General features: G+C 71.0%; 17 protein-coding genes and 1 pseudogene. 16 read left to right on the top strand and 2 right to left on the bottom strand.

Annotation, left to right across the window (positions count from 1 at the left end; all coding sequences use genetic code 11):
• Positions 1-8 precede the first annotated feature (8 nt).
• From OHS70_RS10865 to OHS70_RS10820, 10 genes are all read left to right on the top strand, one after another.
• Entirely contained in the window at positions 9-821 is an 813-nt protein-coding gene (locus OHS70_RS10865) for a hypothetical protein (RefSeq protein ID WP_328396147.1), read from the top strand.
• Positions 822-893: 72 nt separating this feature from the next.
• Positions 894-1898 carry a methionine synthase gene (locus OHS70_RS10860; RefSeq protein WP_328396145.1) on the top strand — a complete coding sequence of 335 codons (1005 nt, stop codon included), beginning with the start codon at positions 894-896 and terminating at the stop codon, positions 1896-1898.
• A 31-nt stretch (positions 1899-1929) separates the two neighbouring features.
• Positions 1930-4113: an NAD-dependent DNA ligase LigA gene (gene ligA, locus OHS70_RS10855; protein WP_328396143.1), complete on the top strand. Its 2184-nt coding sequence runs from the start codon at positions 1930-1932 to the stop codon at positions 4111-4113.
• A gap of 317 nt (positions 4114-4430) precedes the next feature.
• Positions 4431-6557, top strand: a complete 2127-nt coding sequence (locus tag OHS70_RS10850) for a putative bifunctional diguanylate cyclase/phosphodiesterase (RefSeq protein ID WP_328396141.1) — start codon at positions 4431-4433, stop codon at positions 6555-6557.
• A gap of 237 nt (positions 6558-6794) precedes the next feature.
• Positions 6795-7268, top strand: coding sequence for a carboxymuconolactone decarboxylase family protein (locus OHS70_RS10845; protein ID WP_328396139.1), 474 nt, complete (start codon positions 6795-6797; stop codon positions 7266-7268).
• A 500-nt stretch (positions 7269-7768) separates the two neighbouring features.
• On the top strand, positions 7769-8065 hold the full coding sequence (gatC, locus tag OHS70_RS10840; protein WP_328396137.1) for an Asp-tRNA(Asn)/Glu-tRNA(Gln) amidotransferase subunit GatC: 297 nt from the start codon (positions 7769-7771) through the stop codon (positions 8063-8065).
• A gap of 5 nt (positions 8066-8070) precedes the next feature.
• Positions 8071-9564 carry an Asp-tRNA(Asn)/Glu-tRNA(Gln) amidotransferase subunit GatA gene (gene gatA / locus OHS70_RS10835; RefSeq protein ID WP_328396135.1) on the top strand — a complete coding sequence of 498 codons (1494 nt, stop codon included), beginning with the start codon at positions 8071-8073 and terminating at the stop codon, positions 9562-9564.
• A gap of 5 nt (positions 9565-9569) precedes the next feature.
• Positions 9570-9803: a hypothetical protein gene (locus tag OHS70_RS10830; protein WP_328405544.1), complete on the top strand. Its 234-nt coding sequence runs from the start codon at positions 9570-9572 to the stop codon at positions 9801-9803.
• Between the two features lie 16 nt (positions 9804-9819).
• On the top strand, positions 9820-11328 hold the full coding sequence (gene gatB / locus OHS70_RS10825; RefSeq protein WP_328396133.1) for an Asp-tRNA(Asn)/Glu-tRNA(Gln) amidotransferase subunit GatB: 1509 nt from the start codon (positions 9820-9822) through the stop codon (positions 11326-11328).
• Positions 11329-11497: 169 nt separating this feature from the next.
• Positions 11498-11767 carry a hypothetical protein gene (locus OHS70_RS10820; RefSeq protein WP_328396131.1) on the top strand — a complete coding sequence of 90 codons (270 nt, stop codon included), beginning with the start codon at positions 11498-11500 and terminating at the stop codon, positions 11765-11767.
• Positions 11768-11780: 13 nt separating this feature from the next.
• Here the strand turns inward: OHS70_RS10820 and OHS70_RS10815 are convergent, their stop codons facing one another.
• Positions 11781-12692 carry a hypothetical protein gene (locus OHS70_RS10815; RefSeq protein WP_328396129.1) on the bottom strand — a complete coding sequence of 304 codons (912 nt, stop codon included), beginning with the start codon at positions 12690-12692 and terminating at the stop codon, positions 11781-11783.
• 302 nt (positions 12693-12994) lie between these two features.
• Here OHS70_RS10815 and OHS70_RS10810 point away from each other — a divergent pair, with 302 nt between their 5' ends.
• The 6 genes and pseudogenes from OHS70_RS10810 to OHS70_RS10785 all read left to right on the top strand — a co-directional run bounded on the left by OHS70_RS10810 (position 12995) and on the right by OHS70_RS10785 (position 22414).
• Positions 12995-15088 (top strand): phosphocholine-specific phospholipase C, encoded by a 2094-nt coding sequence (locus OHS70_RS10810; protein ID WP_328396127.1) that lies wholly within the window; start codon positions 12995-12997, stop codon positions 15086-15088.
• Positions 15089-15283: 195 nt separating this feature from the next.
• On the top strand, positions 15284-17503 hold the full coding sequence (locus tag OHS70_RS10805; RefSeq protein ID WP_328396125.1) for an MMPL family transporter: 2220 nt from the start codon (positions 15284-15286) through the stop codon (positions 17501-17503).
• A 15-nt stretch (positions 17504-17518) separates the two neighbouring features.
• Positions 17519-18121, top strand: coding sequence for a GNAT family N-acetyltransferase (locus tag OHS70_RS10800; protein ID WP_328396123.1), 603 nt, complete (start codon positions 17519-17521; stop codon positions 18119-18121).
• A 66-nt stretch (positions 18122-18187) separates the two neighbouring features.
• Positions 18188-18924, top strand: a pseudogene (locus tag OHS70_RS10795) (GNAT family N-acetyltransferase).
• 162 nt (positions 18925-19086) lie between these two features.
• On the top strand, positions 19087-19263 hold the full coding sequence (locus tag OHS70_RS10790) for a hypothetical protein (RefSeq protein ID WP_328396121.1): 177 nt from the start codon (positions 19087-19089) through the stop codon (positions 19261-19263).
• Between the two features lie 10 nt (positions 19264-19273).
• Positions 19274-22414, top strand: coding sequence for a helix-turn-helix transcriptional regulator (locus tag OHS70_RS10785; RefSeq protein WP_443062589.1), 3141 nt, complete (start codon positions 19274-19276; stop codon positions 22412-22414).
• Between the two features lie 33 nt (positions 22415-22447).
• Here OHS70_RS10785 and OHS70_RS10780 read toward each other — a convergent pair whose 3' ends face one another.
• Positions 22448-23605: a PQQ-dependent sugar dehydrogenase gene (locus OHS70_RS10780; RefSeq protein WP_328396119.1), complete on the bottom strand. Its 1158-nt coding sequence runs from the start codon at positions 23603-23605 to the stop codon at positions 22448-22450.
• Positions 23606-23669 lie beyond the last annotated feature (64 nt).

Here is a 23669-nt window from a genome sequence, read left to right as displayed (position 1 = left end):
AGGTACGCATGACATCAGGCAGACCCGGCACCGTGGCCGCTCTCGTGGGAGCCCTGGCCCTGACGGTGCTCACCGCCCCTCCGGCGCAGGCCGCGGCCACCGGCATCACCGTGTCGGACATCGTGATCAACGGCGGCAGGCCCGTCGTGGTGGGGACCACCCAGGTGAAGGAGCCGGCCCTCTCCTTCCGTATCTCGCTGCCCGCCGGCTACAGCACCGCCGACCCGTTCCGCTACGACGCGCACCCATTCCTCTACCACGACACCACCCCCGCCAAGGGAGCCGACAACGGCGGCATCTACGTCGGGGGTTACACCTGCTACGAGCAGAGCGCCCGGACGGCACGCTGCGAGGGCAACCTGTACATCGACCCGCCCTACCGCCTCGACTCCGGCAATGACGCCACCACCTGGAAGATCGGCGTCGTCAAGCGTCTGTGGAAGGCCGACGGCGGACTCAAGGCCGAGGAGTACAACACGGCCCCCGGCGGCGTCCGCGTGCAGCGCGCGGCGAAGGTCACCGTCAACGCCTCCCCGGGGCCGGTGACGAAGGGCAGGGCGCTCACCGTGACCGGCGGCCTCACCCGTGCGGACCGGGTGAAGCACAAGTACACCGGCTACGGCAGCCAGTCGGTCGAGCTCCGGTTCCGCAAGGCGGACAGCTCGGCCTGCACCACCGTCAAGAAGGTGAAGACCAGCTCAACCGGTGCGCTGAAGACCACCGTCACGGCCTCTGCCGACGGCTACCGGCGCTTCGTCTTCGGCGGCACCACCACCACGGGCACCGCCACGGCGACCGGCGACTTCGTCGACGTCCGCTGACGGCACGCTGCTGCCGGGCCCCGTCCCGGCAGCAGCACCCGGAGCGCCCGGCGTGGCACGTACGCTTCCCGGGTGAGCGAGAAGAACGACTTCAGCTGGGGCCCCGCCACCGGCGTCGGGTCCATGCCCGGTGGGGACGCCCGGGAAAGCGCCAAGACCGTCGCCGGGTCCTTCGACGACTTCCCGTACCTGCCCGAACTGCCGGCCCGAGGGCCCGGAGCCGACATGATCGGGCGGACCATCGGACTGCTCGTCGAGATGTACGCCCATGTCGAGCCCAGCGGCTGGCGGATCAGCGACCGGCCGGGGCGTGACACGCGCAGGGCATGGTCCTGGCTCGGCGAGGACCTCGATGCGCTGGAGGAGTTCACCCAGGGCTACGAGGGCCCGCTGAAGGTGCAGGCCGTCGGGCCGTGGACGCTTGCCGCCGCGCTGGAGCTGAGGGGCGGCGAGGCGGCGCTCGGTGACCCGGGTGCCTGCCGCGATCTCGTGGGATCCCTCACCGAGGGGCTGCGCGGCCACCTCGGCGAGGTGCGCCGCCGGGTGCCGGGAGCCCGGGTCGTGCTTCAGCTCGACGAGCCCTCGCTCACCGCGGTCCTGCGCGGGCAGGTCAGGACCGCCAGCGGTTACCGCACTTACCGGGCGGTGGACCGGCAGGTGGTCGAGAGCGCCCTGCGCGACGTCATCGACGTGAGCGACGACCCCGTGATCGTGCACTCCTGTGCGCCGGACGTGCCGTTCGGGCTGCTGCGCAGGGCAGGTGTCGCTGGTGTCTCGTTCGATTTCGGGCTGCTCACCGAGCGTGAGGAAGAGTCGATCGGTGAGGCGGTGGAGGCAGGCACCAAGCTGCTCGCGGGCGTGGTGCCGTCCACCGACGCGGCATTGTCGGACCCGGCAGGTAGCGTCATGGGTGTCAGGACGCTGTGGCGCAGGCTGGGGCTGAATCCGGGGACTCTCGCCGAGTCCGTCGTCATCACCCCGTCGTGCGGGCTCGCCGGCGCGTCGCCCGCCTACGCGCGTGCGGCGCTCGCCCACTGTGTCCGGGCCGCGAGATCGCTCGCAGACAACCCTGAGTGACGGGGCGCACGGCATACGGGAGGACGAAACGGTGGCTGGCGAACAGGAGACGGCACTGCCCGCGGAGGCACGGGAGCAGCACGCCCGGCTCGCCGAGCAGGTCGAGGAGCACCGCTTCCGGTATTACGTGAAGGACAGCCCCGTCATCAGCGACGCGGACTTCGACAAGCTGCTGCGCGGCCTCGAGGCGATCGAGGAGGAGTACCCGGCGCTGCGTACCCCCGACTCGCCCACCCAGAAGGTCGCGGGGGACTACGAGACAGAGCTGACCAAGGTCGAGCACCGCGAGCGCATGCTCTCCCTCGACAACGCCTTCGACGACGCCGAGCTCGCCGCCTGGGCCGAGCGCGTCGCCCGGGACGTCGGCGGCTCCGGCTACCACTTCCTGTGCGAGCTGAAGGTCGACGGCCTCGCGGTCAGCCTCACGTACGAGAAGGGCAGACTGGTCCGCGCGGCCACCCGCGGCGACGGCCGGGTCGGCGAGGACATCACTCCGAACGTGCGCACCATCGCCGAGATCCCCGACCGCCTCCAGGGCGACCGCATCCCGGACCTCGTCGAGATCCGCGGCGAGGTCTACTTCCCGATGGAGCAGTTCCAGGAGCTCAACGCGCGGCGGGTGGCGGCCGGGGAGCAGCCGTACGCCAACCCGCGCAATTCCGCGTCCGGTTCGCTGCGCCAGAAGGACCCCAGAGTCACGGCGAAGCTGCCGCTGCACATGGTCGTGCACGGCATCGGCGCGCGCGAGGGCTTCGACATCGACCGCCTGTCGCAGGCGTACGACCTGCTGCGTGAATGGGGCCTGCCCACCGCCCGCCACAACAAGGTGGTGGAATCACTCGACGCCGTACGGGAGTTCATCGCCTACTTCGGCGAGAACCGGCACTCGGTGGAGCACGAGATCGACGGTGTGGTCGTCAAGCTGGACGAGATCCCCCTTCAGGGCCGGCTCGGCTCCACCGCACGCGCCCCGCGCTGGGCCATCGCCTGGAAGTATCCGCCGGAAGAGGTCAACACCAAGCTGGTCAACATCCGGGTGGGCGTGGGCCGTACGGGCCGGGTGACGCCGTACGCCCAGGTCGAGCCGGTCACGGTGGCGGGCTCCGAGGTCGAGTTCGCCACCTTGCACAACCAGGACGTGGTCAAGGCCAAGGGCGTGCTCATCGGCGACACGGTCGTGATCCGCAAGGCGGGTGATGTCATCCCTGAGATCCTCGGCCCGGTGGTGGACCTGCGGGACGGCTCCGAGCGGGAGTTCGTGATGCCGGCCGAGTGCCCCGAGTGCGGCACGGCGCTGCGCCCCATGAAGGAGGGCGACGTCGATCTGCGCTGCCCGAACGCCCGGTCCTGCCCTGCCCAGTTGCGCGAGCGCCTGTTCTACCTCGCGGGCCGCAAGTCGTTGGACATCGAGCACTTCGGCTATGTCGCGGCCGCCGCGCTGACCAAGCCGCTCGAGCCGTCGCAGCCGGTGCTGACCGACGAGGGGGACCTGTTCGACCTCACCGTCGGGCAACTGCTGCCCATCAAGGCGTATGTGCTCGACCAGGACAGCGGACTTCCCAAGCGCGACCCGAAGACCGGAGAGGAGAAGATCGCGACGGTCTTCGCCAACCAGCAGGGTGAGCCGAAGAAGAACGCCGCCGCGATGCTGGACAACATCGCGGCCGCCAAGACCCGCCCGCTCGCCCGGATCCTCACCGGGCTCTCCATCCGGCACGTAGGCCCGGTCGCCGCGGAGGCACTTGCCCGCGAGTTCCGTTCCATCGACCGGATCGAGCAGGCCACCGAGGCCGAGTTGGCGGCCACCGACGGCGTCGGCGAGATCATCGCGGCATCGCTCAAGCAGTGGTTCGCCGAGGACTGGCACCAGGAGATCCTGCGCAAGTGGCGGGCGGCGGGCGTCCGGATGGCGGACGAGGGCGCTGACGAGGACACCGGGCCGCGTCCCCTCGAGGGACTGACCGTCGTCGTCACCGGAACACTGCGGAACCACACCAGGGATGGCGCAAAAGAGGCGCTCCAGAGCCTTGGCGCGAAAGTGGCCGGTTCCGTGTCAAAGAAAACTGCGTTCGTGGTCGTCGGTGACAACCCCGGTTCCAAGTACGACAAGGCAGTGCAGCTGAAGGTGCCGGTGCTGGACGAGTCGGGCTTCGCCGTACTCCTCGAACAGGGCCCTGATGCGGCCCGTGAGGCTGCTGCGGCCACGGAGGTGTGACAAAGGGGGGCAGGGAGGGGCGCTCATCGGGGGCGCACGAGGCGCTCGAGTACGCCAACAGGGGCCGGATCCGGACGCGTTCCACGCCGGTGGAACAGCCGGTACAGGTCACCCGTTCAGCGCATAGCAGATGGTGAAGGGTGGCCAGGTCGCATTCGGGCAAGAGCTGTAGAGCGCTGCCCGTCCGAGCCTCCTGCGCCCTACTGTTGAGATGTGCGCCTGTCGTGCACGGCTGCGTGGTGGGATTTCAGTCGTGGTGGCACGACACAGGGAGCCAACGCGAGGCATCGGCACCGCCGGCTGTGAGAGGGACGGGAATGAAACCGACCGAGAGCGCCGACCCGGTCACACGGCCGCGTGCACTTGTGGCCCTGCTGGGCCGAACCCCCGGGCTGCCCCTGGCCGTTGTCGCCTGCGCCGTGCTCGTCCTGCTGACCGGCATCGTCCAGGCGGTCCGGGAGAGCCATGCGCTCTTCCCCTCCGGCACGGTCGGCTGGTCGCTCGCCCTGCTCACCGGGATCATCGTCGGCCATCTCGTCGCACTGGGCCGCGACCGCTGGTGGGGCGGCACCGGCTCCGGTGCCGCCCTCACCCTCGCCGCCCTCCTGCTGTTCGGCTGGCTGCCCGCCGGGCTCGTCAGCCTGGCCGTCGTCACCCTGGTCGGCGCCGCCTGCCCCACCCGCCGGCGCCAGGGGCTGCTGCACGGCGCCGTCGACATCCTGGGCATCGGCGCCGCGGCGCTCGCCCTCGCCGTGTTCGGGGTCGTTCCCACCGTCGAGGTGCCCTGGGACCCGCTCCACTGGGGGATCTCGGCCGCCCCCGAGGTGATCCTCGCGGCCACCGCGTATCTCGCCGTCACCCGGCTGCTGCTCTGGTACGTGCTGACCCCGTCGGGCGGCGGGCTGCCCACCGTCGCCCGTACGGCCCTGGTCCGGCAGGGACTTGTCGCCGTCGCCCTGCTCGGCATCGCTCCGCTGATCTGCGTGGTCGCCGTCGCGATGCCACTGCTGCTGCCGCTGTTCGCCGTGCCGCTGATCGCCCTGGACTCCACCCTCTGGATAGCCAGGGCCAGGGCCGAGGAGCAGCTGCGCGACCCGCTCACCGGCCTGCCCAACCGCCAGTGGCTGCTGGAGCGCACCTGGGCCGCGCTGGAGGACGCCGAGAGCAGCGGAGCACGGTCCGCCCTCGTACTGATCGACCTCGACCGCTTCCGGTCCGTCAACGACACCCTCGGCCACCTCGCCGGCGACCGGCTCCTGCTCCAGATCGCCGAGCGGCTGCGGCTCGCCCTGCCGCGCGGGGCCGAGGCGGCGCGGCTCGGCGGCGACGAGTTCGCCGTGCTGTTGCCCACCGCCGACTCCGCCACGAGCGCCCAGCGCGTCGCCCGCCACCTCGTCGCCGAGCTCTCCTCGCCCCTCGACCTCGACGGCCTCACCCTCGTCCTGGAGGCCAGTGCCGGGGTCGCCGTCTTCCCCGACCACGCACTCGACGCAGAGGGCCTGCTGCGCCGCGCCGACGTCGCCATGTACCAGGCGAAGCGTGACCGTACCGGCGTCGAGGTGTACGAGTCCAAGCGCGACAGCAACACGCCCGACCGGCTGGGCCTGCTGGGCGATCTGCGCCGGGCGCTCGACGCCGGCGACGTCGAGCTGCACTACCAGCCCAAGGTCCGCTTCGACGGCCAGGTCGCGGGACTCGAGGCGCTGGTCCGCTGGGTGCATCCGGAGCGGGGCCGGGTCCCCCCGGACGAGTTCATCGCCATCGCGGAATCCTCCGGCCTGATGCCGCATCTGACGGAGTACGTCCTCGACACCGCGCTCGCCCAGGTCGCCAGGTGGCGGGCCCAGGGGCTCAACGTCCCCGTAGCCGTCAATGTCTCACCGCGCGACGTCCACACCCCCGGATTCGCCGGAGCCGTCGCCGCCCGCCTCGCCCGGCACGGCGTCCCGGCCGGGGCGCTCCAGCTGGAGATCACGGAGCATGTGCTGCTGGAGGACCCGCAGCGCGCCGCCGACACGCTGGCCGGGCTCGCCGACCACGGGGTGAAGATGTCGCTGGACGACTTCGGCACCGGCTACTCCTCTCTGGTCCATCTGCGCCGCCTTCCGGTCAGTGAGCTCAAGATCGACCGGTCCTTCGTCGCCCGGCTCGCCGTCGACAACGAGGACGCGGAGATCGTCCGCTGCACGGTCGACCTCGCCCATTCGCTCGGACTGCTGGTGGTCGCCGAGGGCGTCGAGGACGACGAGACCTGGGAGCGGCTGCGCGACCTGCGGTGCGACGCGGTGCAGGGATGGCTGGTCGCCGCAGCGATGCCGCCGCAGGAGACGACGGCGTGGCTGCGGGCCAGGGGCAAGCGGGGCTGGTGCCGTCCGGCGGAACTGCCCGCCGCCGCGCCGGGGCCGGCCGAAGCGGACCGCCCTTCGGGCCATGTCGTGAACTAGGCCGGTTCGTTCGGCCACCGGGTGGACCGGAGGAAGACTCCCGCGACGGAGGGCGAGCCACGAGGCACCTGCGCCGCGGTGCGCGGGGGCGGCGACCTGGCGACGGCCCTGACCTCGTCCTGGACGGTCGCTCCCACAGCCCGGGCAGGGGAGACGCACGTCACATTCGTGCATGTCACATCGCGCCGAGCCGTTCCGTCATGGGTGTAGCCACCGACAACGGCAGAGGAGTTCACCATGGGCGCCCGTTTGAACGTCTTCGGCAACGAGACCGCAGGCAAGTTCCTGAAGCACATCGTCTCGGCAGGCAAGGTGGTCGCGGACTCGGCACTGCCGGACGCGACGCAGGAACTGGTGAAGATCCGCGCGAGTCAGATCAACGGGTGCGGTTTCTGCACCGACATGCACACCAAGGAAGCCGTCGCCGCCGGTGAATCGTCGGTGCGGCTCAACCTGGTCGCGGTGTGGCGGGAGGCCACGGTCTTCACCGAGGCCGAGCGCGCTGCGCTGGAACTGGCGGAGCAGGGCACCCGCATCGCGGATGCGGCCGGTGGGGTCACGGACGAGGCCTGGGCGAATGCCGCCAAACACTACGACGAGGAGCAGCTCGCCGCCCTGGTGTCGCTGATCGCCGTCATCAACGCCTTCAACCGGCTGAACGTCATTGTCCAGCAGCCCGCCGGCGACTACCAGCCCGGCCAGTTCGGATAAGCGGGAGTGCCTGACCCGCAGGCCGGGGCCGTTGCCTGTCGGCAGCAGCCCCTGGGCCCGGCATCCTCGCCGGGCCCAGGGGCGTTTCTGAGGCCCACCGGTGGTCCGGCGCTCATGCGCTCTTCTGAGATGAAGGGCAGCACGAACGCGTGCGCGCACCGGAGCGGAGCGCGCACACCCGGCATCGTCAGGGGGCACCCGACTCGCGGGTCACGGGCGAATCCGCCACGGCGGGCCTCGCAGAGCGGAGTCTCTCTCCACATCGACCCGGTTGCTCCCGGTAATCGCCGTTCGGTGGCACCGCCGCGCCCGTGCCACGCGGTGTGCAGCCGGCGCGTGGCAGAGGGGTGGGCGCCGGCTTTGCGCGGCCGCCCAGGGGGACCCGGCCTTCCCCCGGACCGGGGGAAGGCCGGGGTGAGGGAGCAAACCGTTTCACGGTCACCCGCCGCTGCCCCATAGGATTGGGCCAAACACCACACACTCACCCTGAGGATCGCTGCATGCCTGGCATTACGCGCGAGGAGGTTGCCCACCTCGCCCGGCTGGCGCGTCTGGAGCTTTCCGGCGACGAGCTCGAGCACTTCGCCGGACAGCTCGACGACATCATCGGCGCGGTCGCCCGCGTCTCCGAGGTCGCCGACCAAGACGTACCCCCGACCTCCCACCCGCTGCCGCTGACCAACGTCATGCGCGCGGACGAGGTTCGTCCGTCGCTCACCCCCGAGCAGGCGCTGTCCGGCGCCCCGGCCCAGGAGCAGCAGCGTTTCAAGGTGCCGCAGATCCTGGGGGAGGACTGAATCCCATGACGGACATCATCAAGCTCACCGCGGCCGAGACCGCCGAGAAGATCGCCGCGGGCGAGCTCACGGCCGTCGAGGTCACCGAGGCCCACCTGGCCCGTATCGAGGCCGTCGACGAGAAGGTGCACGCCTTCCTGCACGTCGACCGCGAGGGAGCGCTCGCCCAGGCACGCGCCGTCGACGCCAAGCGTGAGGCCGGTGAGAAGCTCGGCCCGCTGGCCGGTGTGCCGCTGGCGCTCAAGGACATCTTCACCACCGAGGGCATCCCGACCACGGTCGGATCCAAGATCCTCGAGGGCTGGATCCCGCCGTACGACGCGACGCTGACCAAGCGGCTCAAGGCTGCCGACGTGGTCATCCTCGGCAAGACCAACATGGACGAGTTCGCCATGGGGTCCTCGACCGAGAACAGCGCCTACGGCCCGACCGGCAACCCGTGGGACCTGACCCGTATCCCCGGCGGCTCCGGCGGCGGCTCCTCGGCGGCCCTCGCCTCCTTCCAGGCCCCGCTCGCCATCGGCACCGACACCGGCGGCTCCATCCGTCAGCCCGCCGCCGTCACCGCCACCGTCGGCGTCAAGCCCACCTACGGCGCGGTCTCCCGCTACGGCATGGTGGCCTTCTCCTCCTCCCTCGACCAGGGCGGCCCCTGTGCCCGTACGGTCCTGGACGCGGCGCTGCTGCACGAGGTCATCGCCGGGCACGATCCGCTGGACTCGACCTCCATCGAGGCCCCGGTCCCGCCGGTCGTCGAGGCCGCGCGCAACGGCTCGGTCGAGGGCATGCGCGTCGGCGTCGTCAAGCAGTTCCGCGGCGAGGGCTACCAGGCCGGAGTCGTGCAGCGCTTCGACGAGTCGGTGGAGCTGCTGCGTGAACTGGGCGCCGAGATCGTCGAGCTGGACTGCCCCTCCTTCGACCTCGCCCTGTCGGCGTACTACCTGATCGCGCCGTCCGAGTGCTCCTCGAACCTCGCGCGCTTCGACGCCATGCGCTACGGCCTGCGGGTCGGCGACGACGGCACGAAGTCCGCCGAGGAGGTCACCGCGCTGACCCGCGAAGCCGGTTTCGGCGACGAGGTCAAGCGGCGCATCATGCTCGGCACGTACGCGCTCAGCTCCGGCTACTACGACGCGTACTACGGCTCGGCCCAGAAGGTGCGCACGCTCATCACCCGCGACTTCGAGAAGGCGTTCGAGCAGGTCGACGTGATCGTCTCCCCGACGACGCCGACCACCGCCTTCCCGATCGGCGAGCGCGCCGACGACCCGATGGCCATGTACCTCGCCGACCTGTGCACCATTCCGACCAACCTGGCAGGCAACGCCGCGATGTCGCTGCCCTGCGGTCTTGCGCCGGAGGACGGCCTGCCGGTCGGTCTGCAGATCATCGCCCCCGCCATGAAGGACGACCGGCTGTACAAGGTCGGCGCCGCCGTCGAGGCCGCCTTCGTGGAAAGGTGGGGTCACCCGCTGCTGGAGGAGGCTCCGTCGCTGTGAGTGCAATGACCAAGAAGGCCAAGAACTTCAAGAAGTCCAAGTCCGGTCTGTACCTGTCGCTCGGCACCACTGCTTTCGGTGCCATCGGTGTCGCCAAACAGGCCAAGATGGCGCGCAAGGACAACGACGTGCTCCGGCTGATCGACGCCGGGATCTCGGCCGCTGCCATCGTCACCGGCCTGGCGATCCTCTACCGCGAGCTGAAGCGCCTCGGCGACGACGACGTCCTGCTGGGCTGAGAGGGAAAGTTTCATCGTGACCGTCACTGAACTGGTGTCGTACGAGGACGCCCTCGCGTCCTACGACCCCGTCATGGGCCTCGAGGTCCATGTCGAGCTCGGCACCAAGACCAAGATGTTCTGCGGGTGTTCGACCGAGTTGGGCGCCGCGCCCAACTCGCAGACCTGCCCGACCTGCCTCGGCATGCCCGGCTCCCTCCCGGTCGTCAACGCGATCGGCGTCGAGTCCGCCGTCAAGATCGGCCTCGCGCTGCACTGCGAGATCGCCGAGTGGTGCCGCTTCGCCCGGAAGAACTATTTCTATCCGGACATGCCGAAGAACTTCCAGACCTCGCAGTACGACGAGCCGATCGCCTTCAACGGCTATCTGGACGTCCAGCTCGAGGACGGCGAGGTCTTCCGCGTGGAGATCGAGCGCGCCCACATGGAGGAGGACACCGGCAAGTCGACGCACGTCGGCGGTGCCACCGGCCGTATCCATGGCGCTCAGCACTCGCTGCTGGACTACAACCGCGCCGGCATCCCGCTGATCGAGATCGTCACCAAGCCGATCGTCGGCGCCGGCGAGCGCGCCCCCGAGGTCGCCAAGGCGTACGTCGCCGAGCTGCGCGAGCTCATCAAGGCGCTCGGCGTCTCCGAGGCCCGTATGGAGATGGGCCAGATGCGCTGCGACGTGAACCTGTCGCTGCGCCCCCACGGCACCGAGAAGTTCGGTACCCGCTCGGAGACCAAGAACGTCAACTCGCTGCGCTCGGTGGAGCGTGCCGCCCGATTCGAGATCCAGCGCCACGCCGCGGTGCTCTCCTCCGGCGGCACGATCATCCAGGAGACCCGTCACTTCCACGAGGAGGACGGCTCCACGACGTCCGGCCGGGTCAAGGAGGAGGCGGAGGACTACCGTTACTTCCCCGAGCCCGACCTGGTGCCGGTCGCCCCGCCCCGCGAGTGGGTCGAGGAGCTGCGCGCCACGCTGCCCGAGCTGCCGCGGCTGCGCCGCAACCGGCTCCGCGAGGAGTGGGGCGTCTCCGAGCACGACATGCAGTCGATCCTCAACGCGGGTGCGATGGACCTGATCGTCGCCACGATCGACGCCGGCGCCCCGGCCGACCAGGCCCGCAAGTGGTGGATGGGCGAGCTCGCCCGTAACGCCAACGAGTCGGGCAAGGGCCTGGACGAGCTCCCGATCACCCCGGCGCAGGTCGCCCGGGTGACCGCGCTGGTCACGGAGGGTTCGCTCAACGACAAGCTGGCCCGCCAGGTCATCGAGGGCGTACTCGCCGGCGAGGGCGACCCGGACACGGTCGTCGAGAAGCGCGGTCTGAAGGTCGTCTCGGACGAGGGCGCGCTGGGCACGGCCGTCGACGAGGCGATCGCGGGCAACGCGGCCATCGCCGACAAGATCCGCGGCGGCAAGGTTGCCGCGGTCGGTGCGCTGGTGGGCGCGGTCATGAAGGCCACCCGCGGGCAGGCCGACGCGGCGCGTGTCAAGGAACTGATTCTCGAGCGGCTCGGTGTGAGCGAATGATCGGCCTCGCCGTCAGCAAGGGCTGACGGCGGCAGCGGTCACCGGCCGTTCGCGACCAGGCAGGACGTCACAGGGGTGGCGGGCACGCAGGTGCCCGCCACCCCTTGGCGTACGCCCCCGAGTTGGACACGCCCGTGACCGGAGCAGGGGCGGGGTCGTTGCTCACGGCATGACCACAGCACAGCGTGTACTCGCCGCCATTGCTCTCGCGACCGGCGCCTCGGCCCTTGCCGCCCCCGCCGCCACCGCGGCAGCCCCGGTCGAGGTGCCGTCCGTCATCGGGCAGCTCGACTCCTTCGCCGCGACCTCGGTGCCGACGGAGCACCGGGCGCAGGTGCCGACCGTCTCCGAGCAGGTCGGTGGCGGGATGAACCGACTGGGCAAGGTGAACCAGCTCACCGGCCAGGCCGCTCCTGCTCTCGCCTCCGCCCTCCGGTAGCGGATCCGGCGTGTCAGTGGCGTACGCCCAGGCCCGGGAGCCACATGTCGCCGCGGTCCTTGCAGCTCACATCCCGGGCCCGCAGTTCCTCCGGCTCCCTGGTGCCACGGGCCCGCAGTTCCGTGACCACCAGGCGGGCCAGCGCGGCGGCGTCCGCCCGGTCGGGGTCGGCGAAGTCCGTCTGCCACCAGCCGCGGTCGCAGCTCTGCCAGCCGCGCGCGAGCATCAGCTGTGCCCGCTCCTGGCCGTCCGGCGCGTCGCGGTCGTCGATCGAGGCATGCAGCCCGTCCTCGAGGCTGTACGACACCAGTAGCTGACGTCCGCGGTCCGCCGCGCTCGTGAGGCAGAAGCTCGTCCAGTCCGTCCCCACCTGCACCGCGAGCTGCTCCACCCAGGCCGCGAGCAGCAGCTCCAGCGAACTCTCGACATGATCCAGCCCGGCGGCGAGCCGGCCGCCGGGCCGGGTGGTCGGACGCTCGCCCGGCCCGCCGCGGTCCAACTGCCAGACGTACGGCAGAAAGTCGAAGTCGTGCGGCTCGCCCCCCGTCCACGCGCCGCCCCACTCGAAGGTCCGGTGTTCCTCCTCCTCCAGGACAACGGTGTCATGAACCGACAGCTGGGCCCGCTGCCGGTCACCCGAGAGGAGCACGAGACGTCCGCTGCCGCGCCACCGGACGTTCGGTCCGCCGGACGAGCCCCCGTAGAGCGTGGGTTCGCCGATGCGGGCCACCACTGCCTCGTAGACGGATCGGAAGGCCTCCCGCCGCTCCCGCAGCGACGCGCCCGGCTCGTACACGAGCACCGGGACGGGAGGCCTGCCGATGTGCGGGCCGGCGGTGTCATGGAGCTGCTGGGCGAACTCCGCTGCGTCGGCCGGCGACAGCGTGGGTTGGTCGGTCCCCGTGTGGATCCCCGTATTCTCCATGCTGGCCATCGTGCCAGCCGGCACCGACATTTCCCCCGGGTCTTGCCGACCTAGGCCGATTCCCGCCTGAGTCTTGCCTGTTGGGCGTCGTTACGGTAGAGACCGGACGGCCGGCGGGCTCGAAGGAACCGCGGTGCCCATGGGGGCGTAGCGGGCAAATTATGACATGTTCATGCTAAAAGGACAGGATTGTGGAGCGTCGGGGAACCGCCGGGCGTTCACTGCCACGCCCTTCGCGGGACCGGTTCAGGTCATCCGGTGTCACTAGCGTCCGGCTGCAGTTCTGGAGTCAGGAGGAAACCGTGTCCAAGGACCTTTCACGACGGCGTCTGTTCGCACTCGGCGGCGGCGGTGCCGTCGGAGCGGCGGCGGGATCGCTGCTGCCGCCGTCCCTGCACGCCGCGCTCGCCGCCGGGCCGCCCTCCGGCGGGCTGCGTGCCGTCAGGCATGTGGTGATCCTGATGCAGGAGAACCGGTCCTTCGACCACTACTTCGGCACGCTGCGCGGCGTACGCGGCTTCGGTGACCGCAACGCCGTCGAACTCCCCTCCGGGGAGCCGGTCTTCGAGCAGCCGGGGCCGCTCGGCACGGTGCTGCCCTTCCCCGTACGCGACGCCGCCGAGACGCAGCAGAAGGATCTCCAGTACATAGGCGATCTGGACCACTCCTGGAGCGGCGGCGCCAAGGCCTGGCGCCAGGGCTGGATGGACGGCTGGGTGTCGGCCAAGACCGCGGCGACCATGGCGTACTACGACCGGCGCGACCTGCCCCTGCACCACGAACTCGCCGACACCTTCACCATCTGCGACGCCTACCACTCCTCCACCCACACCTCGACCAGCCCGAACCGCAACCATCTGTGGAGCGGCTGGACCGGGTACGAGGCCGACGGCAGCCGGGCCGTGACGAATGCCGCGTATGCCGAGGGCACCCACCCCGGCTACCCCTGGCCGACATACGCCGAGCGCCTGGAGAAGGCCGGCCGCAGCTGGCGGACCTACCAGGAGTGGGAGAACTTCACCGACAACAACATCGAGTTCTTCACCACCTTCAAGACCGTCGCCCGCAAGGCCCTTGCGAAGGCCGGCGACTTCACGTATATGGAGGCCTTCTACGCGAAGGTCCGCGACACCGCCGACGCCGCCGAGCGGACCCGGCTGCTCGCCGCGCTGGAGGAGGGGGTGGCCACGCTCACCGAGCAGGAGCGCTCACTCTTCGAGCGCGGGCTGCGCCGTGGTGAGACCGGCACCCTTGCCGAGCAGTTCCGCGCCGACGTCGCCACGGGCCGGCTGCCCGAGGTCTCGTACCTGGTGCCGTCCGCCGTCGACTCCGAGCACCCCGGCGCCTCCTCGCCCATCGCGTCCGCGTCCCTCGTCTACAAGATCCTGGACGCGCTCGCCTCGCACCCTCAGGTGTGGCGGCACACCGTCGTGCTGATCAACTACGACGAGAACGACGGCTTCTTCGACCACGTACCCCCGCCGGTGCCGCCCGCCGACAACACCGACGAGCGCTGGCAGGGCCTGCCGACCGGGCTCGGCATCCGCGTTCCGCTGCTCGTCGTGTCGCCGTGGACCGTCGGCGGATACGTGTGCTCCGAGGTCTTCGACCACAGCTCGGTGATCCGGTTGCTCGAGAGGTGGACGGGCGTCGAAGAGCCCAACATCACCCCGTGGCGGCGGGCCGTCACCGGTGATCTGACCTCCGCGTTCGACTTCCGGCGCGGCAGGCCGCAGCCCGAGGTGGAGCAGCCGGGGCAGATCCCGCCGTTCACCGGACGCTGGCGGCCCGTGCCCCCGGCCGTACAGCGGATGCCCGTCCAGGAGCCGGGCACCCGGCCCGCCCGTCCGCTGCCGTACCAGCCCGACGCGCACGGCGGGTTGACCGGCCGGACCGTCACCGTCTCGCTCAGCAACCGGGGACGTGCGAGCGCGCACTTCGCCCTCTACCCGTACGCGGGCGAGTTCCCCGTCCCGCAGCACAAGGACGTAAGGGGCGAGGCGCAGTGGTCCGTGCCCCTTACCGGCGAGACGTACCGCTTCACGATCACGGGCCCCAACGGGTTCCGCCGCGAGTTCGCCGGCCGGGCTTCCGGCCGGGCCGGGGTCGTTTCGGCCATCGACCACCACGACCGCGACGTGCATCTCACGCTGCGCAACAGCGGCGGCACGCTCCTCACCTACACCGTCCGGCCGCTGGGCTATGTCGACGAGGCGGATCTGCACGGCTGGACCCGGCGGATCACGGTCAAGCCGGGACGCAGCCGCACCGTCGTCCACTCGGCGGCCGACGCGCACGGCTGGTACGACCTCGAGGTGACCGCGGAGGGTGACGCCGGCTTCCGCCGCCGGCTCATGGGCCACATCGAGAACGGCCGGCCCAGCGTGTCCGGCTGAGCGCGGCACGCGGACAGGTGCGCGGGAACCTCCGGGCCGCGGCCCCGGGGCGCCCGCGCATCGCTGTGCTGTGAGTAACCCCACGAAAGGGACAAAGGGGCCTGTTTGGCTGACAGAGTGGCCCTGTATAGGTCAAGTGTTCTTTGCGGGCTGTTCCCGGACAAAGATCCTCGAACCATCCAGGGAGCGGGTCCGTTGGCAGCTGTTGCCCGGTGGTGCGTCAGGCACCGCCTCGTCGTCGTTCTTCTCTGGTTCCTCGCGCTCGGCGGTGTCACGGCCGCCGCGAGCATCGCGGGAACCGCGTACTCCAACGACTACGAGGTCCCGGGCACCGAATCCGGACGCGCGGTCGACCTCCTGAAAAAGGGCTTCCACGGCCAGGGCGGCGACAGCGACACCATCGTCTGGCACACGGCCGACAGCAGCGTCCGCGCCGACCGCGTCGAGCAGCGCATGGACCAGATGCTCGACGCCGTCGCGGAGCTCGACGGGATCGCCTCGGTCACCAGCCCCTACAGCGGCCGGGGCGACGCCCAGATCAGCGCCGACAGGCACACCGCGTACGCCACCGTCACCTTCGACCGCCAGGCCGACGACATCCCCGAGGAGCAGGTCCGGGCACTCGTCGACACCGCCAAGGCCGCCGAGACCGACGCCGTACAGGTCGAGCTGGGCGGCAGCGCCATCGCGCTCACCGAGGCCCCCGGCGGCCACATGGCCGAGGTCGTCGGCGTGGCTGTCGCCGCCGTCGTCCTCCTGGTCGCCTTCGGCTCCCTGGCCGCGAGCCTGCTGCCCATCGCGACCGCACTGGTGTCCGTCGGCACCGCCTACTCGGGCATCGTGCTGCTGGGCCATGTCATGACCGTCGCCGACTTCGCGCCGATGCTCGGCATGCTGATCGGCCTGGGCGTCGGCATCGACTACGCGCTGTTCATCGTCACCAGACACCGCAAGGGGCTCAAACGCGGCCTCCCGGTGGCCGACGCGGCCCGCGAGGCCGTGACCACCACCGGCCGCGCCGTCGTCTTCGCCGGCGCCACCGTCTGCATCGCGCTGCTCGGCATGCTGATCCTCCGGCTCAACTTCCTGAACGGCGTCGCGATAGCCGCATCGCTCACCGTCGTCCTCACCGTGGCCGCCTCGGTGACGCTGCTGCCCGCCCTGCTCTCCCTCATAGGCATGCGTGCCCTCAGCCGCCGCGAGCGGCACCGGCTCGTCAGCCATGGACCGCAGCCCGAACTGCCCACCGGCTTCGCCGCCCGCTGGTCCGCCTTCGTGGAACGTCACCCCAAGCTGCTCGGTGGTCTCGCCGCGGTCGTCATGCTCGTACTCGCCCTGCCGACCTTCTCGCTCCACCTCGGCACCTCCGACCAGGGCAACGGACCCGCCACCGCCACCACCCGCCAGGCGTACGACCTGCTCGCCGACGGCTTCGGCCCCGGCGTGAACGGCCCGCTCACCTTGGTGGGCCGGCTCGACGGCGCGGACGACCAGGTGGCGATGGACCGGCTGCCGCAGGCGCTGCGCGGCACCGACGGTGTCGCCTCCGTCGGTCCGGTCACGTACAACAGCAGTCGCGACACGGCGGTGCTCACCGTCGTGCCGGAGACCTCGCCGCAATCACGGTCGACGAGCGAACTGGTCGACCGGCTGCGCTCGGACGTCCTGCCCGACACCGAGCGGGGCACCTCGCTCGAGGTGGACGTGGGCGGTGTCACGGCCGGCTACGACGACTTCGCCGAGATCATCGTGGGCAAGCTGCCGCTCTTCGTCGGCGTCGTCATCGCGCTCGGCTGTCTGCTCCTGCTCGTGGCCTTCCGGTCGGTCGGTGTCCCGTTGAAGGCCGCGGTGATGAACGTGGCCGCCGTCGCCTCCGCCTTCGGCGTCGTCGTCGCGATCTTCCAGTGGGGCTGGGGGAGCGAGTTGCTGGGTCTCGGCAGCGCGGGCCCGATCGAGCCCTTCCTGCCGGTGATCATGGTCTCGGTGCTCTTCGGGCTCTCCATGGACTACCAGGTCTTCCTGGTGAGCCGGATGTACGAGGAGTGGCTGGAGACCGGTGACAACCGGCGCGCCGTACGGGTAGGCCTTGCCGAGACCAGCCGTGTGATCAACTCCGCGGCCGTGATCATGATCTCGGTCTTCCTGGCCTTCGTCCTCAGCGGCGACCGGGTCATCGCGATGTTCGGCATCGGTCTGGCCGCAGCGGTCGCCCTGGACGCCTTCCTCCTGCGCACGCTGCTGGTACCCGCCCTGATGCACCTGCTCGGCGGCGCCAACTGGTGGCTGCCACGATGGCTCGACCGGTGGCTGCCTCGGATCAGCATCGAAAGTCCCGGGAGCCGCGAGGCCGCGCATGCGAGGATCCCGGAGCAGAGCGCAAGCCTCGACGGCGAGGACAGCAAGCTCACACCCTGACCACCGAGGAGCGGTATGTTCGCGATCAGCCTGGGCGACGACGGAGCCGAGCTGCGCCCCCTGGAACCGTGGCAGGCCGAGGAGTACTTCGCCCATATCGAGCGCGGGCGTGAGTACATAGGCCGGTACATCGCACTGGCGAGAGTCGCTTCGGACGTGGAATCGGCCCGTGCCTTTCTCCAGTCGTACGCGGACAAGGCGGCCGCCGACGCCGGCCGGATCTACGGCATCTGGCTCGACGGCACGCTCGTCGGCGGCGTGCTCTTCCGCACCCTGGACGTGGCCCTCGGCACCTGTGAGGCGGGCTGCTGGCTGGAACCCTCCGCGGCCGGCCGGGGCCTGGTCACCCGCGCAGCGACGGTGATCATCGACTGGGCCGTGGAGCAGCGCGGGATCCACCGGGTGGAGTGGCAGGTGTCGTCCGAGAACAAGGCCAGCATCAACGTGGCCAAGCGGCTCGGGATGACCTACGAGGGCGCACAGCGCGAGAGCTACCTCTACGGCGGCGTACGGCACGACATGGAGATCTGGTCGGTACTGGCCCCGGAATGGCGTGCCCGTCGCGCGGCAGCCGGCACGCACGAGGTCCTGGCGGGAACGGCAAACAACTTGGCGTGAGCCGGGTCCCGCTGCTCGAATGCCCCGGTGAACCGACGCGACACACTCTCACTCTTCGACCGCCAGATGCGCCGCCGCACCGGCTCCGGACGGTCGGCGGCCGTACGGACCGGCGACGTCGTACGCCAGGCCGGTGCCGGCGGCGACTGGTGCGGTGTCGTCTGGTCCGGACTCGAGGCGCGTACGGCGGACGCCGCCATCGCCGAGCAGGTGCGGTACTTCACCGCCCTCGGCCGCCCCTTCGAGTGGAAGCTGTACGACTACGACCGGCCCGCCGACCTCGCCACCCGCCTGCTGAACGCCGGATTCACACCCGAGCCCGCCGAGACCCTGATGGTCGCCGGGACAGCGATCTGCCCACCGCCGTCGATCTCCCCGACGGGGTGCGGCTGGAACGGGTGACCGGCCCGGCAGGCATCGACCTCGTGACCGAGGTCCATGAGCGGGCGTTCGGTACCAGCGGCGCCCGGCTGCGCGAACAACTGCTCGCCCAGCTCGCCGACGGCGGCCCGGACACCATCGAGATCACGCTCGCGCTGGCGGGCGACCTGCCGGTGAGCTCGGCGCGTCTCGAAGTGCACCCCGGCACCGACTTCGCCGGCCTCTGGGGCGGCGGCACCCACCCGCTGTGGCGCCGCCGGGGCATCTATCGGGCTCTGATCGCCCACCGCGCCCGTATCGCGGCCGACCGGGGCATCCGCTATCTGCAGGTCGACGCCTCCGCACAGAGCCGGCCGATCCTCGAGCGGCTCGGCTTCGTCGCCCTGGCGACCACCACTCCGTACGTCCATGACCCGCACTGAGCGGGGGGACTTAGGGCGCCCGGCCGACCGCGGTCGCCGGGCCTAAGGCCCCCGGTCACCGGAAGATGCGGCACTCGCCCGATGCGGCGGTACCCCCTGGGAGACGAAGGTTGAGGCATCAGCCGGGGCCGGCAGTGGCCCCCGCCCACCAGGAGGTACGAGATGTTCGAGTACGAGATCCAGAAGCTGCGCCAGAACGAACTGATCAGGGAGGCCGACGCCCGGCGCCTCGTGCGCCAGGTGCAAAGAGCACGCCGTGCCGCCAGAGCCTCCGCCAAGAACGCGGGGGAGGGCCGGGTGAATCCAGCGGGAACCAGCCACTACACCCGCGCCGCGTGACCCCGGCGTGATGATCGTCATCCCGGTGAACGGTCCCACGCCGCCGGACAGCTGTGCGATGCTCGGCAGCGTGGAGACCAGGTCCGTCAGCCCGGTGTTCGTCGGCCGCGCCGGCGAACTGGCCCTGCTGACCGATGCACTTGCCCGAGCCGCCGGCCCGGACACCCCCGGGGCCGGTGGCCCCGGGGGAGAGCCGCAGGCGCTGCTCGTCGGCGGTGAGGCAGGCGTCGGCAAGACCAGACTCGTCGAGGAGTTCATCGGCGAGGCCTGCCGCACGGACGCCGTCGTCGCCGTCGGCGGCTGCGTCGAGATCGGGGCGGACGAACTGCCGTTCGCGGCCTTCTCCACCGCTCTGCGCACCCTGCACCGGCGGCTGCCGGCCGAACTGCTCGCGGCCGCCGCCGGTCAGGAGGACGAACTGGCGCGGCTGCTGCCCGAACTGGGCACATCGGCCCCGGGCGGGCGGAGCCGGCACGACGAGGAGGGCATGGCACGGCTCTTCGAACTCACCGCACGGCTGCTGGAGCGCATCGCCGCCGAACGCACCGTCGTGCTGGTGCTGGAGGACCTGCACTGGGCCGACGCGTCCACCCGGCACCTGCTCGCCTACCTCTTCCGTACGCTGCGCCGCGGCCGGCTCGTCATCATCGCCACCTACCGCTCCGACGACGTCCACCGGCGCCATCCGCTGCGGCCCTTCCTCGCCGAACTGGACCGGATGCGCACCGTCCAGCGCATCGAACTGACCCGCTTCAACCGCGCCGAGGTACGCCGCCAGATGGCCGGCATCCTCGCCGTGGAACCCGACCCGGCCCAGGTGGACCGGGTTTTCGACCGCTCCGACGGCAACGCCTTCTTCGTCGAGGAGCTCTCCAGCTGTAGCGGCGGCGACTGCGCCGGCCTGCCCGACTCGCTCCGCGACCTCCTCCTCGTGCGGGTCGAGGCACTGCCGGACGATGCGCAGCGGCTCGCACGGATCGTCGCCGAGGGCGGCTCCACCGTCGAGCACGGCCTGCTGCACGCCGTCGCCGGGCTGAGCGAGGACGAACTCGACGAGGGCCTGAGAGCCGCTGTCGGCGCGAACATCCTGCTCGCCACACCCGACGGCGACGGCTACCGCTTCCGGCACTCCCTGGCCCGCGAAGCGGTCAGCGACGACCTGCTGCCCGGTGAGCGCTCCCGTCTCAACCGCCGCTATGCCGAGGCACTGGAGGCCGACCCCGGCCTCGTGCGCGAGGCGGAGCGCGCGATGCGACTTGCGACGTACTGGTACCGCGCGCACGACCCCGCCAAGGCGCTGCCCGCCGTGCTCGAGGCCTCCGTCGAGGCCCGGCGGCGTCATGCCTACGCCGAACAACTGCGGCTGCTGGAACGTGCGATGGAGCTGTGGGACAGCGTCCCCGACGACGTGCGCGGCGCACTGCGGCCCGTCGACCACGCCGAGATCTATCCGCCCTGCGGCTGCGACCCCGCCACCACCCCGCTGCGCTATCTCGACCTGATGGCCGAGGCGGCCGTCGCGGGCCGGCTGTCCGGCGAACGCGAACGCGCTCTGAAGATCACCAAGCGGGGGCAGCGCCTCGCCGAGGCCGAGGACGACTCGCTGCGCGCCGCCTGGTTCTCCGTCCAGCGCTCCCGGCTGATCTCGGCGCTGGGCCGCGGCGACGGCTGGGCCGAACTGGGCACCGCACAGGACCTCGTACGCGGCCTGCCGCCGTCCACCGTGCACGCCGAGGTCCTCGCGGAAGCGGCGGCCTGGGGCATGACCCACGACCCCGGCCCCGCATGTCTGGCAACGGCGGAACGCGCCGTGGACCTCGCCCGCATGGTCGGCGAGGAGGAGATCGAACTGCATGCCCGCCTCACGCTCGGCAGCCTGATGGCCGACGCCGGCGACGTCGAGGGCGGACTCGCCGAGATGTACGAGGTCAAGAACCGGGTCGTCGCACTCGGTCTGGCCGTCCATATCGGCCGCACCCATGTGAACCTCCCCTCCGTCCTGGAAGGTGTCGGCCGCTCGCGCGACGCCCTCGACATCCTCACCGAGGGCATCGGCCTCTCGCAGAAGTACAGCCTGTTGGACACCGAGGCCTGGATCCGGATGAATCTGGCCGAGTCCTGCCAGTCGCTGGGACGGTGGGACGAGGCGGTCCGGATGGGCGAACGCGCCCTGCAGATCGCACTCAGTCCCAAACCTCGCGGTCATGCCAGCACCCGCCTCGCCATCCTCGCGCTGGAGCGCGGCGACGTGACGAGGGCGGCGGAGCACTTGCAGGCCGCCTATGGACACTTCGGCGCCAACGACCCCATGCCCCAGGCGAACCTGCCGCTGATGATGATCGCGCTGCAGATCGCCGGGGCCGAGGGGCGGGTGCTCGACGCCCGCGCCGAACTTCGGCACGCCACCGAGGCCGGCTTTCCGCCCGGCACCCAGCGCTACGCCTGGCCCCTGCTGCGCGCCGCCGCCACCCTGGAGGCCGACACGCGGGGACTGCCCGCCGCCGAGCCGGGGCGCGCGGACGCACTGGTCCGGATCCGCGGGGCAGCCAGAACGCTTGTCACCGCCGCGCCGGTGTGGACGGCGCACGAGCGCTGGCTGCGCGCCGAGTTGCTGCGCGCCGGCGGGGAGGACACGCCGGTCCACTGGGCGGAGGCCGTGGACGCCTTCACCGGGCTGGACCGCCCTTACGACCTGGCGTGGGTACGGGTGCGCCTGGCCGAGTCCCAGCTGCAGGCCGCCCGTCCCGGCCCGGGGGAGACGGACCGCGCGACGGCCGCCGCACTGCTGCGTCAAGCGCTGGCCACGGCACAGCAGTTGTGCGCCCGACCCCTGGCCGAGGACATAGCCCTGCTCGCCCGGCGCGCCCGCATCAGCCTCACCGACGACTGCCCCGACCCGTCGGCCGCGGGGGAGCCACCCGGCGCCCCGACGCTCGGGCTGACCCCACGTGAACAGGACGTACTGCGCCTGGTGGCCGCCGGGCACAGCAACCGCCGGATCGCCGAGGAGCTCTACATCTCACCCAAGACCGCGAGCGTCCATGTCTCCAACATCCTTGCCAAGCTCGGCGTATCGGGCCGTGGCGAGGCGGCGGCCATGGCCCACCGGCTGCGCCTCTTCCCGGACCTGGCGAGCGAAGCGGTCTCCTGACGAAGCGGTGGAGGCCGCAGTCCGCTCACCCCGCTACTTCACCTCCAGCAGGAGGATCTTGTCGTCACCCGGCTCGGGCGTGCCCCGGGTGTCCGTCTCGCTCGTCACGAGCCAGAGCCGGCCGCCGCCCGCCGGCAGGACGGTCCGCAGGCGGCCGTGCTTCTCGGTCAGGAACGACTGGGGCTCGGCGGAGGGCTGCGCCCCGTCGAGCGGGACACGCCACAGACGCTTGCCCGCCAGCCCCGCCATCCATATCGACCCCTGTGCGTAGGCGATACCGCTCGGCGAGGCGTCCGCCGTCTTCCACTGCGCGACCGGATCGACGAAGCCGTCCTTGGCGCCCTTGCCCTCGACCTCCGGCCAGCCGTAGTTCTTGCCCGGCTCGATCATATTCAGCTCGTCCCAGGTGTCCTGGCCGAACTCTGCTGCCCACAGTCGCTTCTCGGCGTCCCACGCGAGCCCCTGCACATTGCGGTGGCCGTACGAGTAGACGACGGAATCAGCCTCCGGATTGCCGTGCACCGGCTGCCCGTCCGGAGTCATCCGCAGGATCTTGCCGCCCAGCGACTCCTTGTCCTGCGCCAGCCCCGTCTCCCCCGTCTCCCCGGTGCCCGCGTACAGCATCTTGTCCGGGCCGAAGGCGATCCGCCCGCCGTTGTGCACGAAGCCCTTGGGGATGCCTCGCAGGACTGTGTCCGGCGCGCCCAACTGCTGCCCGGCCGGCTTCTGCTCGTCGTACAGCAGCCGGGCGATGCGATTGTCCGATGCAGTGGTGAAGTACGCGTACACCTGGTGGTCGGAGGCGAACGACGGGGAGACGGCCAGCCCCAGCAGACCGCCCTCGCCGCCCGGCGCGACTCCGGGCACCGAACCGATCACGGTCTTCTTGCCGCCGTCCGCCGCGACGCGGGTGATCGTCCCCTCGTCGCGTGAGGCGACCAGCAGATCGCCGCCGGGCAGCGTGGCCACACCCCAGGGGGACTCGAGATCCTCGGTCAGCACGGACACGACCTCGACGGACCCCTTGGCGGGCGGCAGGTTCGGGTTCGCGGAGGCGCTGGAACCGGTCGCGGTCGGCGAGGCGGCCGGAGGGGAGGAAGCCGGCCCCGTCCTCCCCGCCCCGTTCTTCTCGTCGCCCGAGGAACACCCGGCCGCGAGAACAAGGACGGCGGTGGCCACGAGGGCACTCACAGCAGGACGGTGCACGGTTCTGATCCCTTCGACGGCTGCTCGAGCTGCCTTACTGCCCTTCTTA

The sequence above is a fragment of the Streptomyces sp. NBC_00390 genome (assembly GCF_036057275.1).
GTDB lineage: Bacteria > Actinomycetota > Actinomycetes > Streptomycetales > Streptomycetaceae > Streptomyces.
The sequence above is the reverse complement of the archived record's forward strand: the minus strand, read 5'-3'. Positions and strand labels throughout refer to the sequence as shown.

Coding starts and splice junctions, on each gene's coding strand:
- OHS70_RS10865 (WP_328396147.1), top strand. CDS start 9: ATGACATCAGGCAGACCCGGCACCGTGGCCGCTCTCGTGGGAGCCCTG.
- OHS70_RS10850 (WP_328396141.1), top strand. CDS start 4,431: ATGAAACCGACCGAGAGCGCCGACCCGGTCACACGGCCGCGTGCACTT.
- OHS70_RS10845 (WP_328396139.1), top strand. CDS start 6,795: ATGGGCGCCCGTTTGAACGTCTTCGGCAACGAGACCGCAGGCAAGTTC.
- gatC (WP_328396137.1), top strand. CDS start 7,769: ATGCCTGGCATTACGCGCGAGGAGGTTGCCCACCTCGCCCGGCTGGCG.
- gatA (WP_328396135.1), top strand. CDS start 8,071: ATGACGGACATCATCAAGCTCACCGCGGCCGAGACCGCCGAGAAGATC.
- OHS70_RS10830 (WP_328405544.1), top strand. CDS start 9,570: ATGACCAAGAAGGCCAAGAACTTCAAGAAGTCCAAGTCCGGTCTGTAC.
- OHS70_RS10820 (WP_328396131.1), top strand. CDS start 11,498: ATGACCACAGCACAGCGTGTACTCGCCGCCATTGCTCTCGCGACCGGC.
- OHS70_RS10815 (WP_328396129.1), bottom strand. CDS start 12,692: ATGGAGAATACGGGGATCCACACGGGGACCGACCAACCCACGCTGTCG.
- OHS70_RS10800 (WP_328396123.1), top strand. CDS start 17,519: ATGTTCGCGATCAGCCTGGGCGACGACGGAGCCGAGCTGCGCCCCCTG.
- OHS70_RS10790 (WP_328396121.1), top strand. CDS start 19,087: ATGTTCGAGTACGAGATCCAGAAGCTGCGCCAGAACGAACTGATCAGG.
- OHS70_RS10785 (WP_443062589.1), top strand. CDS start 19,274: ATGATCGTCATCCCGGTGAACGGTCCCACGCCGCCGGACAGCTGTGCG.